Source organism: Antrihabitans auranticaus, assembly GCF_016481275.1.
GTDB lineage: Bacteria > Actinomycetota > Actinomycetes > Mycobacteriales > Mycobacteriaceae > Antrihabitans.
Window position 1 is genome coordinate 732,848 of sequence record NZ_JAEMNW010000002.1, and the last position, 15,346, is coordinate 748,193.

The 15,346-nt window shown below is 65.0% G+C and carries 13 protein-coding genes; 8 read left to right on the forward strand and 5 right to left on the reverse strand.

Features of this window, described 5'->3' with window-relative positions; genetic code table 11:
- Positions 1-84 precede the first annotated feature (84 nt).
- The 3 genes from aspS (at position 85) to JGU72_RS11450 (ending at position 4,069) form a co-directional block, all read left to right on the forward strand.
- On the forward strand, positions 85-1,881 hold the full coding sequence (gene aspS, locus JGU72_RS11440) for an aspartate--tRNA ligase (protein WP_199684031.1): 1,797 nt from the start codon (positions 85-87) through the stop codon (positions 1,879-1,881).
- Between the two features lie 12 nt (positions 1,882-1,893).
- On the forward strand, positions 1,894-2,847 hold the full coding sequence (locus tag JGU72_RS11445) for a DUF389 domain-containing protein (RefSeq protein ID WP_199684032.1): 954 nt from the start codon (positions 1,894-1,896) through the stop codon (positions 2,845-2,847).
- 61 nt (positions 2,848-2,908) lie between these two features.
- Entirely contained in the window at positions 2,909-4,069 is a 1,161-nt protein-coding gene (locus JGU72_RS11450) for a phosphotransferase family protein (protein ID WP_199684033.1), read from the forward strand.
- Here JGU72_RS11450 and JGU72_RS11455 read toward each other — a convergent pair.
- The 4 genes from JGU72_RS11455 to JGU72_RS11470 form a co-directional block, all read right to left on the reverse strand.
- Entirely contained in the window at positions 4,066-5,325 is a 1,260-nt protein-coding gene (locus tag JGU72_RS11455; protein ID WP_199684034.1) for an RNA polymerase sigma factor, read from the reverse strand. The two genes, JGU72_RS11450 and JGU72_RS11455, sit on opposite strands and share 4 nt — an antisense overlap.
- A 12-nt stretch (positions 5,326-5,337) precedes the next feature.
- Positions 5,338-5,679 carry a YciI family protein gene (locus JGU72_RS11460; protein WP_199684035.1) on the reverse strand — a complete coding sequence of 114 codons (342 nt, stop codon included), beginning with the start codon at positions 5,677-5,679 and terminating at the stop codon, positions 5,338-5,340.
- Between the two features lie 94 nt (positions 5,680-5,773).
- Entirely contained in the window at positions 5,774-7,051 is a 1,278-nt protein-coding gene (locus JGU72_RS11465; protein WP_307828390.1) for an RNA polymerase sigma factor, read from the reverse strand.
- A gap of 23 nt (positions 7,052-7,074) precedes the next feature.
- Positions 7,075-7,437 (reverse strand): YciI family protein, encoded by a 363-nt coding sequence (locus JGU72_RS11470; protein WP_199684036.1) that lies wholly within the window; start codon positions 7,435-7,437, stop codon positions 7,075-7,077.
- 161 nt (positions 7,438-7,598) lie between these two features.
- Between JGU72_RS11470 and JGU72_RS11475 the strand changes: the two genes are divergently transcribed.
- Positions 7,599-8,879, forward strand: coding sequence for a replication-associated recombination protein A (locus tag JGU72_RS11475; RefSeq protein ID WP_199684573.1), 1,281 nt, complete (start codon positions 7,599-7,601; stop codon positions 8,877-8,879).
- Here the strand turns inward: JGU72_RS11475 and JGU72_RS11480 are convergent, their stop codons facing one another.
- The gene (locus JGU72_RS11480; RefSeq protein WP_199684037.1) at positions 8,880-9,701 is read right to left on the reverse strand and encodes an alpha/beta fold hydrolase; all 822 of its coding nucleotides are present in this window, start codon (positions 9,699-9,701) and stop codon (positions 8,880-8,882) included.
- Between the two features lie 187 nt (positions 9,702-9,888).
- Between JGU72_RS11480 and alaS the strand changes: the two genes are divergently transcribed.
- From alaS to JGU72_RS11500, 4 genes are read left to right on the forward strand one after another with little or no spacing between them, the layout of a single operon-like run.
- The gene (gene alaS, locus JGU72_RS11485; RefSeq protein ID WP_199684038.1) at positions 9,889-12,558 is read left to right on the forward strand and encodes an alanine--tRNA ligase; all 2,670 of its coding nucleotides are present in this window, start codon (positions 9,889-9,891) and stop codon (positions 12,556-12,558) included.
- Between the two features lie 5 nt (positions 12,559-12,563).
- Complete coding sequence (gene ruvX, locus JGU72_RS11490) at positions 12,564-13,088, forward strand: Holliday junction resolvase RuvX (RefSeq protein ID WP_199684039.1); 525 nt, start codon at positions 12,564-12,566, stop codon at positions 13,086-13,088.
- On the forward strand, positions 13,019-14,476 hold the full coding sequence (gene mltG, locus JGU72_RS11495; RefSeq protein ID WP_463315439.1) for an endolytic transglycosylase MltG: 1,458 nt from the start codon (positions 13,019-13,021) through the stop codon (positions 14,474-14,476). The genes ruvX and mltG overlap by 70 nt, the downstream gene beginning before the upstream one ends.
- Positions 14,466-15,299, forward strand: a complete 834-nt coding sequence (locus tag JGU72_RS11500; protein ID WP_199684040.1) for a shikimate dehydrogenase — start codon at positions 14,466-14,468, stop codon at positions 15,297-15,299. The genes mltG and JGU72_RS11500 overlap by 11 nt, the downstream gene beginning before the upstream one ends.
- Positions 15,300-15,346 lie beyond the last annotated feature (47 nt).

Consider the following 15,346-nt stretch of genomic DNA (forward strand, 5'->3'; position numbering starts at 1 on the left):
GCGAAGGCCCAAACCGGTTTCCGGTCCACCTATCTGCCTCCGTAGGATCGACTTTCGATACCTGGACAAGACGAGAGGACGATCGTGCTTCGTACCCACCTGGCCGGCTCGCTTCGCAGCGAGCACGCCGGACAGACCGTCACCCTCACTGGATGGGTGGCCAGGCGGCGCGACCACGGTGGCGTGATCTTCATCGATCTTCGCGATGCCTCCGGCACGTCGCAGGCCGTTTTCCGGGAGGGCGAACCGGCCAAGCAGGCGCACCGGTTGCGTGCGGAGTACTGCGTGCGCGTCACCGGTGTGGTCGATCTCCGCCCGGCCGGCAACGAGAACACCGAAATCAGCACCGGTGCAATCGAACTGAACGTTACCGAGCTCGAGGTGCTGAACGAGAGCGCACCTTTGCCCTTCCAGCTCGACGAACAGCCGGGCGAGGAAGCGCGCTTGAAGCACCGGTACCTCGATCTGCGCCGCCCCGGTCCAGCCAAGGCCATGCGCCTGCGGTCGAAGGTCAACGCGGCCGCACGCGCCGTGCTTGCCGAGCACGAGTTCGTCGAGGTCGAGACTCCGACGCTGACCCGCTCGACGCCGGAAGGTGCCCGCGACTTCCTGGTGCCTGCCCGTCTGCAGCCCGGTTCGTTCTATGCGTTGCCGCAGAGTCCACAGCTGTTCAAACAGTTGCTGATGGTTGGCGGGATCGAGCGGTATTACCAGATCGCCCGTTGCTACCGAGATGAAGACTTCCGAGCCGACCGGCAGCCGGAGTTCACACAGCTCGACATCGAGATGAGTTTCGTCCGTCAGGAAGACGTGATCTTGCTGGCCGAGGAGATTCTCGGCGCCGTCTGGAAGCAGATCGGCCACACGATCGAGACGCCGATCCCGCATATGACTTACGAAGAGGCGATGCGGCGGTTCGGCTCCGACAAACCGGACCTGCGTTTCGGTGTCGAGATCGTCGAGTGCACCGAGTACTTCAAGGAGACGCCGTTCCGCGTCTTCCAGGCACCGTACGTAGGGGCGGTCGTCATGCCCGGCGGCGCGAGCCAGCCGCGGCGGCAACTCGACGCTTGGCAGGATTGGGCCAAACAACGCGGGGCGAAGGGTCTGGCGTACGTGCTCGTCGGCGAAGACGGCACACTCGGCGGACCCGTCGCCAAGAACCTGACCGACGCCGAGCGCGATGGACTCGCGTCGCACGTCGGTGCCGGCCCCGGCGACTGCGTGTTCTTTGCAGCGGGTCCGGTGAAGGCACAGCGCGCGCTCTTGGGCGCTGCGCGCGGTGAGATCGCGCGCAAGCAGGGCTTGATCGACGAGTCGGCGTGGTCGTTCGTGTGGGTTGTCGACGCGCCGATGTTCGAACCGACAAGTGAGGCAATCGCCGGTGGCGACGTCGCGCTCGGCTACAGCGCGTGGACCGCAGTCCACCACGCATTCACCTCGCCGAAGCCCGAGTCGATGGACAACTTCGACGCCGATCCCGGTGCAGCGCTGGCCTACGCCTACGACATCGTGTGCAACGGCAACGAGATCGGTGGCGGCAGCATCCGTATACATCGCCGTGACGTGCAAGAACGGGTTTTCAAGGTCATGGGGATCAGCCACGACGAGGCGCAGGAGAAGTTCGGCTTCCTCCTCGACGCGTTCGCGTACGGCGCACCGCCGCACGGCGGAATTGCGTTCGGCTGGGATCGGATCACCGCACTCCTTGCGGGTACGGACTCGATTCGCGACGTCATCGCGTTCCCGAAGTCCGGCGGCGGTGTCGATCCGCTGACCGAAGCACCCGCCCCGATCACGCCGCAGCAGCGTAAGGAATCTGGAATCGACGCGGTGCCCGCCGTATCGAGTAAGGACGCCAAGGCGAAGCCCGAAGCCTAGCCAGGAGCGTCGATGCTGCATTTGCGGGTCATAAGTACGGCCGAACTGACCGATGCGGTCGTCGAGATTCTCGATGGCAACGCCGGGGTGACCCACATCGTGGTCATCCGCGGCGCTGCCATTCGGCCCGATGGCGACGCGATTGCGGCGGACATCGCCCGCGAAGCTGCCAACGAGGTCCTCGAAGCGATCGAAGCGCTCGGCATCAAGGAGTGCGGCGGAATCACGTTGCAACCGCTCGAGACAGTGATCTCCGAAGCGGCATACAAGGCGGAGAAAGATGCGCCGGGTGATCCGGACGAGTCGGTCGTGTGGGAGCAGTTGCTCGCGCGCACACGTGAAGAGTCCACTCTCTCGCTCACGTTTCTGGCGTTCCTGACGATCGCGTGTCTGCTGAGCGCGGTCGGTGTAGCGACGGATTCACCTGTGACGATCATGGGCGCGATGGTTGTGGGCCCGGAATTTGGGCCGCTCGCCGCGCTCGCAGTCGCGCTCTTCCGGCGGCAGTACTCCCTCGCGCGCCGGTCCATCATCGCGTTGGCCGTCGGCTTTCCCGTCGCGATGGTGGTCACCCTGGGTGCGACGTTTGTTTGGGAATGGTTCGGCTGGATCACCCTGGAGTCGTTCCGGGAGATAGACCAGGTCGACTTCATCTACCAGGTCGGCCCATTTTCGTTCGTCGTCGCCCTTTTGGCCGGTGCTGCGGGCATGTTGTCCGTCGTCACGGCGAAGTCCGCGGCCTTGATCGGCGTGTTCATCTCCGTCACAACAGTCCCCGCCGCCGGGTTCGCCGTGGTCGCGGCGACGATCGGGGAGTGGCGAGTCGCCTTCGAGTCGGCTGGGCAGCTCGCCGTGAACCTCGCGGGCATCGTCATCGCCGGTGTAGCGGTACTTGTGCTGCGCCCGAGCCAGGGCTCGGACGAAGCGGTTACCTCACGGTTGCTGCACCATCCGTTCAAGTCGTAGCCGACTGTCCGGTTTGTCTTCGACTCGCTCCCGTTGCTCCCGGCGGGTACCTTGGATGCCGATGAGCGCACTAGTGGCAGACCGCGCGGCAGGCGTTGTCGCGGCCGCCGAGCAACTGCTCGCACGACGGATGGGGGCACCGGTCAGGCTCGTAGAGCCGGTGGAACTCGGCGGCAGCGGCCGCACAACCGTCGTACGGGTGAGAGTGGCTGACAACACCTATTCACTTCCGCGAACGTTGATCGTGAAGCAGGTCCGGGAGACCGTTCCAGGCCGCAGCTGGCGCGCGGAACCCGGTGTGGCGAGCGTTGATTCGGCTTTCATCCGCGAAGCAGTCTCGTATCAGTTCGCGACGGCGCTGGCCCGGGAGCACCGGCCAGGACCGGACCTGATTGCGCAGGACTTCGATGCCCGGCTGCTGATCCTCACCGACCTCGGTGAGAGCACCCGGCTCACGACCCAGTTGCAGGCGCGCTCCGACGTTGCCGACATTTCGCTCATGGCATTCGCGCAGGCCCTCGGGCGCTTGCACGCATCGACGGTGGGTAGGGAGTCCGATTTCGTCGCGCTCCTGCGCCGCGCGGAAGTTGCCCATCGCAGAGACGGAGTGACGACGCAAGCCATTTCGGCAATCGGCGCAGTGCCCGGGATGCTGCGTGAGCAGGTCGGGGTCGACGTTCCCGAGTCGGTGCTCGCGGTCGCGCAGAGTTGCCGGCAGCTGTTCGAGCGCGGCCGTTTTCGTGCCTTCAGTCCGTCCGATCTCTGCCCCGACAACGTGATCGTCAACGAGGACGGCGTGCGCTTCCTGGATTACGAGTGGGGCGGCTACCGCGATGCCACGCTCGATGTCGCGTACGCGCTCGTGTCGTTCCCAGGCTGCCTGTGCCATGTCGACATGCCCGCAGACCGCGCTCGCGCGATGGTCGATGCCTGGCGCAGTGAGGTCGTCGGCGTCTGGCCGGCACTTGCCGACGAGGTGTACCTGGACCGCAAGATCCTGCATGCCCAGATGGCATGGGTCTGGTTGACGACCTACTGGTTCCTTCCCGAAAACCACTCCCGGTTCGCGGCGGCACGCGAGCATGGACTTTCGATCCCGCGGTCACAGGCGCTGATCGCTCGGTGGGCGTTGCTCGAAGAGCGTGCGCGGACCGTCGGCGCCGACGACATCTCCGCTTTCGCGGGACGGGTCACCGACGCGCTCGACCTCAAGTGGTCCTAACCGTTGCGTTGCCGGGTCACACCGTTCAACTGCTCCAGCAAATAGGCACGCTCGACCACGTTTTCGGTCAGTAGCAGCGCCGATTCGTATGCGGATTCGGCTTCCGCATACCTGCCGAGTTCGCGCAGGAAGTGCGCGCGGGATGCCTCGAAGTATCCGTAGCCGGCCAAAGCTGGTTCGCCCGCGAGTGCGTCGAGGAGCGCTAGCGCGGTCTCGGGTCCGGCGCTGAAGCCGACCGCGACCGCGTGGTTCAGATACACCACGGGTGACGGCCAGACGCGCAGCAACAGCTCGTACAAACCGGTGATCTCGCGCCAATCGGTGTCCTCCCACGTCGGTGCTTCGGCGTGGACCGCTGCGATGGCGGCCTGCAGGGTATAGCGATCGGTACCCGGCAGCGCTTGCTTCACTAGGTCGATGCCTTCGGCGATCGCCGCCTGATTCCACCGTGTTCGGTCTTGTTCGGCGAGCAACAGCATCCGCCCGTCCTCGCCGGTTCGCGCGGCGCGCCGAGCGTCGGTCAGCAGAATCAGTGCGAGCAGACCGGTAACCGTCGTGTTGCCCGGTAGGAGGCCTGCCATCATGCGGGCAAGTTGCAGCGCGATGTCGACGAGGTCGGCGCGAACGAGTGCGTCGCCCGAAGGCGCGGTATGGCCGGTCGTGAACAGCAGATGAATCACTGCACAGATTGCATCGACGCGCTCGGGGAGTTCGCCGGCCGACGGGACCCGGTACGGAATCCGCGCGACAGCAATCTTCTTCTTCGCGCGCGTAATACGCGCTGCCATCGTCGACTCACTGATCAGAAACGCCCGTGCGACTTCGGGCGTCGTCACGCCGCAGACCAACCGCAGGGTGAGTGCAATCTGTGCATCCCTGGCCAGTGCGGGGTGACAGCACGTCGAGATCAGTCGCAGGCGGTCGTCGGGAATCGTGTCGATTCCGGCCAGTGCGATGTCAGCCGTGTCGTCGGTTTCGTCGTCGTCGACAAGGAGGGGGAGCCTGCGACGCAGAGTCATTTCGCGGCGCAACAGGTCCAGTCCTGCGCGATGTGCGACGGTCGTCAGCCACGCCGCGGGATTCGATGGGACACCGTTGCGAGCCCAATCGGTCAGGGCCTTCGCATATGCGTCTTGAACGCATTCCTCGGCAAGGTCGATATTGCGCGTCAGGCGCACCGTCGACGCGAGCACGAATGCCCACTCTCGACGATGCGCCTCGGCAACGGCCTCCGTGACTTCAGCAGTGTTGGGCACGGAGAAGTGGGGCTACGGTTCGAACACCATGACGGGCCGGACTTCGACCCCACCGAAGCGTGCGGGAACCTGCTTCGCGACCTCGATCGCGGCGTCGAGATCGACCGCTTCGATAAGGTAGTAGCCGCCGAGCGCTTCCTTCGCTTCCGCGAACGGAGCGTCCGTGACCTCGGTCCCGTTCGCGCGGATCGAGGTCGCCGTCATGGTCGGCTGCAGCGCATTGCCGCCGACGACCGCGTCGGCGAACTTCTCACCGAATTCCACGTGCGCCTGCGTAATTTCCGACCAGGCTTCCTGCCCGCCCTCTGCGTAGGCTGCTTCGCTTTCGTAGATCAACACCAGGTACTGCGCCATGACCGTCTCCTTGTCTTCGGGGTCCGCCGATCGGGCCGCCGTATCAATCCCGACGAACGGCGAACGCCTGAATCGACAGCCTTCGGAAAAATTTTCATTCGCCCGCGTCGCCCAGCGCACGTGCCCGGTCGAGAAGCAGCGTTCGCTCTCTTTCGTTGCGGGTCAAGTCCGCTGCTCGCTCGAATTCGGCGCGAGCTTCGGGCGCCCGCCCAAGCTTCGCGAGCAGGTCACCGCGGACACTCGGCAGCAGGTGATAGCCCTTCAGAGACGAGATGTCGACCAACTGGTCGACGACCGCCAACCCGGCAGCGGGACCGTACGCCATCGACAGCGCAACCGCCCGATTCAGCTCGATGATCGGCGATGGTTCGAGCTCGGCAAGCTCTTCGTACAAGGAGGCGATGCGGTGCCAATCCGTCTCTTCTGGCGTCCGGGCGCGCGCATGGCAGGCCGCGAGGGCGGCCTGCAGGGTGTATTTGCCGCGCGGCCCGGCAGCTTCGGCACGCTCGAGCGCGGCAAGCCCACGACCGATCTGCATCCTGTCCCATTTGCCGCGGTTCTGTTCGAGCAGCAAGACGGGCTCGCCGGTCGAGCTCGTCCGAGCCGCGGTCCGCGATGCCTGAATCTCCATCAGCGCGACCATGCCGTGGACTTCAGGTTCACCGGGCATCAGGCCCGCCAGGATCCGGCCGATTCGCAATGCCTCCGCGCAGAGTTCCGGTCGCATCCAGTCATCACCAGCTGTGGCCGAATAGCCCTCGTTGAAGACGAGATAGATCGCCTCGAGAACCGATCCCAGCCGCTGTGGAAGTTCGGCCCGCTCCGGAACCTCGAACGGCACCTTCGCCTCCGCGAGCGTCTTCTTGGCGCGGACGATCCGTTGCGCCACAGTCGCTTCCGAAACGAGGAAAGCTCGTGCGATCTCGCCGGTCTTGAGCCCGCCGAGCAACTTCAGGGTCAGCGCGACCCGCGCCTCGGTCGACAGCAGCGGGTGACACGACACGAACATCAGCCGCAGCAGGTCGTCTTCGATGTGGTCGTCGAGCGTGAGGTCGAATTCCTGTGCATTCTGCTCTATTTCGAGGTCGTGCGCGATTTCGACCTGCTTGCGCTCGAGCCGTTCCTGCCTGCGGAACCGATCGATGGCGCGGCGTTTCGAGATCGCCATGAGCCACGCACCTGGATTGCGGGGGACACCCGATTCCGGCCACTGTTCGAGCGCTGCCACGAGCGCGTCCTGAGCGAGTTCCTCGGCGAGTCCGACGTCGTGAACCATCCGCGTGAGGCCCGCGATGAGCCGCGCCGACTCGATGCGCCAAACCGCCTCGATACTCGCGTGTGCGTCAGCGGTCCGTTCGTGGGTAGCCGTCACAAATAGGAGGCTACCCACTCACATCAGGCGAAGTCGGATCTCTCGCCGACCGGCCGGACCTCTACATCGACCGACATCTCGCCGAACGCGTCGGTGAACCGGTATGCCCACTCGATTGCCTCGTCGCGCGAGTGGACGTCGATGATGATGAACCCGGCGATCACTTCCTTCGCCTCCGCGTATGGCCCGTCGGTGACGGTCCGGGTGCCGTTGGCATAGGTGATTTTGGTCCCGAACTTGGGATGCCGCAGCCCTTCCGCCGCGAGCAGCACTCCAGCTTTGGATGCTTCCCCGATGAAATCGTCCATTCGCTGCATGAACTCGGCGGGCGGCGGGTTGGCGGCGTCGAAGTAGACCTCTGTGTTGTGGACGATCATGTATCGCATTTCGGCTCCTTCGGTTCGGTCGGGCGGGTGCCCTCACCTACCCGTCGAACGGGCGTGCCTGATTTCGACAGTCTCCCAAACGGTAACGTCGATACGTGGCTGCAAGTGACGGAGACGGGTTGTTCGAGGTGCCGGGTACCGCTCCGACCTCGACGGAAGGCATGCCGAGGTCTCGCCCCGACTCGCCGCTCGCTGTCCGGATGCGGCCCGCGAGTCTCGACGAAGTGGTCGGGCAAGACCATTTGCTCGGTGCGGGCGCGCCCCTACGCAGGCTCGTCGAAGGGTCCGGTGCAGCGTCTGTCCTGCTCTACGGTCCGCCGGGAACGGGTAAAACCACTCTGGCCTCCCTCATCTCCCATGCGACGGGCCGTCGCTTCGAGGCATTGTCGGCATTGTCGGCCGGAGTCAAAGAGGTGCGCGCCGTCATCGACCTGGCCCGCCGACGCATGACCGCGGGCGAGCAGACCGTGCTGTTCATCGACGAGGTTCATCGATTTTCCAAGACGCAGCAGGATGCGCTGCTCGCCGCGGTCGAGAACCGGATCGTGCTGCTCGTCGGCGCAACGACAGAGAACCCCTCGTTCTCGGTTGTGTCGCCTTTGCTTTCGAGGTCGTTGGTGCTGCAACTGCAGTCGCTCACCGAGGCGAACATTCGAACGTTGCTCGACCGGGCGATGCGGGACGAGCGTGGGCTGCGCGCTGAGTTCGACATCGCCGACGACGCCGTCGACCATATTGTGCGAATTGCGGCCGGTGATGCTCGACGTGCGCTGACGGCGTTGGAGGCGGCATCCGAGGCGGCCGCCGACGGCACCATCACGCTGGAGTTGGTCGAGGCAAGCGTCGACAAGGCCGCGGTCCGGTACGACCGCGCGGGGGACCAGCACTACGACGTGATCAGTGCGTTCATCAAGTCGATGCGCGGCTCGGATGTCGATGCGGCACTGCATTACCTGGCGCGCATGATCACAGCTGGTGAAGACCCCCGGTTCATCGCGCGGCGGCTCGTGATTCTTGCCAGCGAAGACATTGGGATGGCGGACCCGACCGCCCTGCAGACCGCGACCGCTGCTGCGACCGCGGTCCAGCTGATCGGCATGCCCGAAGCGCAGCTTGCTTTGGCGCAGGCAACGATTCACCTCGCGACGGCGCCGAAATCGGGCGCTGTCATCGCTGCGCTCGGCAAGGCGATGGCCGACATCTCCGCAGGCAAAGCAGGGCTCGTTCCGCCGCACCTGCGGGACGGTCACTACGCCGGTGCGCAGAAGCTAGGTAACGCCGTCGGCTACAAGTACCCGCACGACAACCCCGATGGTGTTCTGCCGCAACAATATGCACCGGACGAACTGGTCGGCGTCGACTATTACCAGCCGACCGATCACGGCGTCGAGCGTGAAATCGGGCGGCGGGTCGAGAAGCTGCGGCGGATCGTCCGCGGCTGACTAGCTCCCGAAGAAGCCGACAAGCGCCTGGGTGAACGGCTTCGGTTTGATCATGTGGCTCTGCTCGGGCACGACGATCACCTGGGCGCCGGGAATTGCCGCGGCTGTGGCGTCGACCGCTTTGTGCAGTGCCGCAGGGCTTTTCGAGCCCGTGATCGCAGCGCACGGCATCGTGATCGACGCAGCGGCGTCGGCCGGTACGCGGGAGCCCGTGCGCGACAGGAAGCTGATGTCGTACGGGAGGGTATGCGCTGCAGCCAGATTCGCACGATACGCCTTGCGCCAGAACACCTTCATGAAGAGCATGAAGGCATTCGGCACGCCGATGATGTCAACCATGAAGTACCGGACTGCATCCGCACGCCGATCCTCGGCGACCAATTTCTGCAGCTGTGGAAGCATATCGGCGGGATGTTTGCGATCCGTCTCGTCGACGACCACCAGCGGCGCCTCGAACAGCGCGAGCTTCGCCGGCGTCGAACCTTGCTGCACCGCGTACATGCTCAGGACCGCACCCGAGGAGATGCCGCAGACGAATGGCGAACCGCCTGCGACCGCCATGACCGCGTCCAGATCTTCTATCTCGCGTTCCATCGCATACGGCGTCGTGTCCGTGCTCTCGCCGCGACCACGCCGGTCGTAGGCGTACACCGTGAAGTGCTGGGACAGCTCCGGCAGCAACGTCGGTGTAACGCCGGACTCCCGCCAGCACAGGGCGCCGTCGACGAGGACCAGCGCCGGACCGGTGCCTGCCTTCGTGTAGGCGATGGTCGTTCCGTCCCTGGACGTCGTCGTTCCGTCCGTCGATGGCACTGTCGGCATGTCCGTCTCCTCTGTTCGGTGGCAGCGTGGTCGTTCGCTCGACTACGCGTCGTCCGGCGAACCGCAATTTCGACAGGCCGAGAGAATTATTCTCCGCGAGGCCGTCACGGTCGATCTTGCGACTCGGCAACCTGAACAACGCGATCGGGCGCAATGGAGGTGCGGCTGCCCGGTAATCTGAATAATTGTGCAGACACATGAGATTCGACGCCGGTTTCTGGACCATTTCGTCCGGGCCGGGCACACCGAGGTCCCGAGCGCGTCGCTGATTCTCAACGACCCGAACCTGCTGTTCGTGAATGCCGGCATGGTGCAGTTCGTGCCGTACTTCCTCGGTCAGCAGACGCCGCCCTTTGCGCGTGCGACGAGCGTGCAGAAGTGCGTCCGGACGCTCGACATCGAGAACGTCGGAATAACGACTCGGCACAACACTTTCTTCCAGATGGCCGGCAACTTCAGCTTCGGTGACTACTTCAAGCGCGATGCGATCAAGCACGCGTGGTCGTTGCTGACGAGCAGCGTCGAAGACGGTGGTTACGGTTTCGATCCCGAACGCCTGTGGGCGACCGCGTATCTGGACGACGACGAAGCGATCGACATCTGGAAGGAGGTCGCCGGTCTGCCCGACGAGCGCATCCAGAAGCGCGGCATGGCCGACAACTACTGGTCGATGGGCATTCCGGGGCCGTGCGGCCCGTGTTCGGAGATCTACTACGACCGCGGTCCCGAGTACGGCAAAGAGGGCGGGCCCGAGGCCGACGAAGACCGGTACATCGAAATCTGGAACCTCGTCTTCATGCAGAACGAGCGGGGCCTTGGAACGTCGAAGGACAACTACGAGATCCTCGGGCCGCTGCCGAAGCAGAACATCGACACCGGGATGGGCGTCGAGCGCGTCGCGTTCCTCCTCCAAGGCGTCGACAACGTCTACGAGACGGACCTCGTACGGCCCGTCATCACGAAGGCCGAGGAACTGACCGGCCGCGCGTACGGCGTGAATCAGGAAGACAACGTCCGGTTCCGCGTGATCGCCGATCACGCCAGAACGGCGGCGATGCTGATCGCCGACGGCGTCAACCCGGGTAACGACGGTCGGGGTTACGTGCTGCGCCGCTTGTTGCGCAGGATCGTTCGCTCGGTGAAGTTGCTCGGTGCCGATCAGCCGACCATCGGCGAGCTCATGCGCGTGGTTCGCGACGAGATGTCCCCGTCGTACCCGGAGCTTGCGACCGACTTCCAGCGAATCGAAAACGTCGCGGTCGGCGAGGAGACGGCGTTCCGCAAGACGCTGACTTCTGGCTCGAAACTGTTCGAAGGCGCTGCCGACACTGTGAAAGCCAAGGGCGGCAAGGTGATCGGCGGATCCGAAGCGTTCACGCTGCACGACACCTACGGCTTCCCGATCGACTTGACGCTCGAAATGGCAGCCGAGGCCGGGCTGAGCGTCGACGAAGACGGCTTCCGTTCGCTGATGGCGGAGCAGCGCAAGCGCGCAAAGGACGACGCGCAGGCACGTAAGCACGCGCATGCCGACCTTTCCGTCTACAAGGAACTGGTCGACCGCGGACCGACCGAGTTCACGGGCTTTGCCGAACTCGCGACCGAGGCCCATGTCCTTGCTCTCATCTCGGGTGGGGTCCGAGTGCCGACCGCCGGAAAGGGCGAGAAGGTCGATGTCATTCTCGATCGCAGCCCGCTCTACGCCGAGTCCGGCGGCCAGATCGGCGATCGTGGCGTCATCACCGCGGCCGGTCTGCGCCTGCATGTCGACGACGTGCAGAAGATCGCCAAAAAGCTGTGGGTGCACAAGGTGACCGTGGAAGAGGGCCAGGTCACCGAGGGTGACGTCGTGCTGGCCCAGGTCGATGCGAACTGGCGACACGGTTCGACCCAGGGCCACTCCGGTACCCACATGGTGCATGCCGCGTTGCGTCAGGTTCTCGGCCCGAATGCGGTCCAGGCAGGTTCCCTCAACAAGCCCGGCTACCTGCGTTTCGACTTCAACTGGCAGGGCGGACTCTCCGAGGCTGCGCGAAACGACATCGAGTCCGTGACGAACGATGCAGTCGGCGCCGACTTCCCGGTCAATACCTTCGTCACGGATGTGACGAAGGCCAAGCAAATGGGCGCGCTCGCGCTGTTCGGTGAGAACTACGGCGACGAGGTGCGCGTCGTCGAAATCGGCGGGCCGTTCTCGATGGAGCTCTGCGGCGGTACGCATGTCGCGCACTCGTCGCAGATCGGTCCGGTCACGATCCTCGGTGAGTCGTCCGTCGGCTCGGGTGTTCGCCGCGTCGAAGCGTTCGTCGGTCTGGATTCCTACAAGTACCTCGCGAAGGAACGGGCGCTGCTCGCCGGCGTCGCATCGTCGTTGAAGGTGCCCTCCGACGAAGTCCCGGCGCGAATCGAGCAGCTCGTCGAGCGTCTGCGCGTTGCCGAGAAGGAACTCGAGAAGACGAAGGCCGCCGCTGTTCTGTCGTCGGCTGGGACATTCGTCGACAAGTCGGAGCGGGTCGGCGCGGTGCGACTCGTGGCCGCTCAGGCTCCCGAGGGCGTCTCCGGAAACGATCTGCGGACCCTCGCGCTCGACATTCGCGGCCGGTTCGGCTCCGATCCCGCGGTTGTCGTCCTCCTCGGGAACGCCGATGGAAAGGTCCCGTTCGTCGTTGCCACAAACAAGGGCGCGCAGGATGCGGGCATCAAGGCCGGTGACCTGGTGAGCAGTTTCGGTCCGTCGATTGCAGGTCGAGGTGGTGGCAAGGCGGACATGGCCCAAGGCTCGGGAACTGATCCGGCAGGAATCGCACCCGGACTCGCGGCGTTGCGGTCGCGGGTCGCCGAAGTGGTCGGAAGCTGAGTTCCTTGGCTCGTGACGAACTGCCGGACCGGCCCGGCGCAGACGATCCGGGTCGTGGTCGGCGGATCGGCATCGACGTGGGAAGTGTGCGAATCGGGGTCGCATCCTGCGATCCTGACGGAATTCTTGCCACGCCGGTGGAAACTGTTGCGCGTTCGAACGAATCCTCGAAGAACGCACCCGATCTGCGCCGCATTGCCGCCATCGTCGATGAGTACGAGGCGGTCGAGGTGATCGTCGGTTTGCCGCGGACCCTGCGGGGTACACACGGAGCGGCCGCGGCCGCCGCTACCGAGTACGCCGGACGGCTACGCGAGAAGTTGGCACCGGTGCCCGTGCGGTTGTCCGACGAGCGGTTGACTACGGTGTCTGCAGCGCGCTCGCTCCGGGACAGTGGAGTTCGTGCAAAGGGCCAGCGAAACATCATCGACCAGGCCGCTGCCGTGTCGATTCTGCAAGGCTGGCTCGACGAGCGGAAACGAGACAACGCAATGACGCAAGACCCCAACCGACCCGGAGACGATCTGTGAGCAACCGCCGATACCCGACCGAACACAACGCGGAAGATGTGTACCCGCAGTCCAGTCGGCAGGGTGGCGGGTGGCACGATTACGGCACCACACACAACGACGAGGTTTCCTTCGACGACCTGCGCCGCGAGGGGCAGACACACCGTCGGCGGGCTTCCCGATCCGAGGCGGCGTCGATGCCAGACCGGTCACACAGACGTTCCGCATCGTCGCGAAGAGTGGCCGCACGTAAGAGGCGTGGCAACGGCATCGTCGTTCTCGCCGGCATCCTGATTCTGATCCTCGGCGGTGGCCTGTTCGTCGGTGCGAAGGTCGGCGGTTACGACGGTCCGCCGTTCAGTTGGTTCACCGAGCAGCAGCAGCCGGCCGCCGACTACGCAGGTCCGGGCGGGGACACCGTGATAGTCGAAATCGAGCCCGGCATGACCTCCGAGCCGATCGCCGACGTCATGGCCGAGAAGGACGTCGTCGCAAGCTCGGCTGCGTTCTACGAGGCCGCGCTCGACGTTCCCGCGATGAACAACGTGATGCCCGGCTACTACGCGATGAAGTCGCAGATGTCCGCCGAGGAAGCCGTGGCGCTGCTTGTCGATCCGGCGTCGCAGGTCGGGCACGTCGTGATCTCCGAGGGCAGGTTGCTGCACGATACTCGTGACGTCACGACGGATGCTGTGTACGAGGGCATCTACACCAAGATCGCCGCGGCAAGCTGCTTCAAGGGCAATTGCGTCACGTACGACGACCTCAACGCTGCCGGCGCCGGCTCCGACCTCGATGCTCTCGGTGTTCCGGAGTGGGCACAGGACGCGGTCGGCAACGTGCCGGACAAGGATCGCCAACTCGAAGGCCTGATTGCAGCGGGAAGCCTGGACTTCGACCCGACCGCCACGCCGACGGACATCTTGAAGCAGCTTGTCGAATCGAGTGCGGAGTCGTACGCGGAAACCGGCATTGCCGAGACTTCGGTGCAGGGCCTTTCCCCGTACCAGTTGCTCATCGCCGCATCGTTGGTCGAGCGCGAGTCGCATCCCACCGACTTTCCGAAGGTCGCGCGGGTGATCCTCAACCGCCTCGCCGTCGGCCAGCGGCTGGAATTCGATTCGACAGTCAACTACGCACTCGACGAAACCGAGGTCGCGACGACCGACGCGGACCGCGGACGCCAGACGCCGTGGAACACCTACGCGATGGCCGGACTGCCTGCCACCCCGATTTCGTCACCCAGCCTCGCGGCGCTCGAAGCGATGGAGAACCCGGCGGCGGGTGACTGGTTGTACTTCGTCACCGTGAACAACGACGGCACAACCAACTTCACGCAGAGCTACGACGAGCACCTCCGCAACGTCGAACTGGCAACTCAAAACGGTGTACTCGACAGTGGCCGCTGACACTGCGCGCAAAGCCGCTGTCCTCGGCAGCCCGATCCAGCACTCTCGCTCACCCGACCTGCATCTCGCCGCCTACCGCGCGCTCGGTCTGCCGGATTGGACTTACGAGCGGATCGAATGCCCTGCAGGCTGTTTGAGATCCATAGTCAGGGGACTCGGCGACGACTACGTCGGGCTGTCGGTGACGATGCCCGGTAAGGCAGAGGCGCTCGCCTTTGCGTCCGAGCGGACCGAACGTGCGGTACTTGTCGGGTCCGCGAACACGCTTGTCCGGATCGAATCGGGGTGGCGCGCCGATTGCACCGACGTCGACGGCGTCCGTGGAGCCTTGGTCGGCGGCGGGGTCGGAGACCTGAGCGGCGGATCGGCGGTCGTCATCGGCGCGGGGGGCACCGCCAGGCCGGCGATGCTGGCGTTGGCGGAACTCGGCGTCACAAGCGTCGCGGTCGTAGCCCGCAGTGCGGCGCGCGCCCAGAGTGCAATCGATCTTGCGGGCGAGCTGCGGATGTCGGTGCGATTCGTCGATTTCGGCGGCGAGGAGCTTGCGGCGGCTTGTGGCGGCGCGGCGGTCGTCGTCAGCACGGCACCCGCCGATGCGATTGCGCCGGTTGCAGATTCGGTCGCTCGCGCCCCGTTCGTACTCGACGCGATCTACAACCCCTGGCCGACGCCCCTCGCGGCGGCGGTCGAAGGTGCCGGAGGAACGGTCGTGAGCGGGCTGCAGATGCTGCTGAACCAGGCGTTCGGCCAGGTCGAGCAGTTCACGGGACTGGCTGCGCCGCGAGCGGAAATGGCTGCGGTCCTGGGTTTCGAACTGCGCTAGCCGGATTCGCCCACAGGGTTATCCACAGGATGGCCGGCGGTAGGAGT

Bases quoted from the DNA above. Each gene is read 5' to 3' on its own strand.
- JGU72_RS11470 (WP_199684036.1), bottom strand. From the start codon at position 7,437: ATGCGATACATGATCGTCCACAACACAGAGGTCTACTTCGACGCCGCC.
- JGU72_RS11460 (WP_199684035.1), bottom strand. From the start codon at position 5,679: ATGGCGCAGTACCTGGTGTTGATCTACGAAAGCGAAGCAGCCTACGCA.
- JGU72_RS11480 (WP_199684037.1), bottom strand. From the start codon at position 9,701: ATGCCGACAGTGCCATCGACGGACGGAACGACGACGTCCAGGGACGGA.
- JGU72_RS11450 (WP_199684033.1), top strand. From the start codon at position 2,909: ATGAGCGCACTAGTGGCAGACCGCGCGGCAGGCGTTGTCGCGGCCGCC.
- JGU72_RS11445 (WP_199684032.1), top strand. From the start codon at position 1,894: ATGCTGCATTTGCGGGTCATAAGTACGGCCGAACTGACCGATGCGGTC.
- JGU72_RS11475 (WP_199684573.1), top strand. From the start codon at position 7,599: ATGCCGAGGTCTCGCCCCGACTCGCCGCTCGCTGTCCGGATGCGGCCC.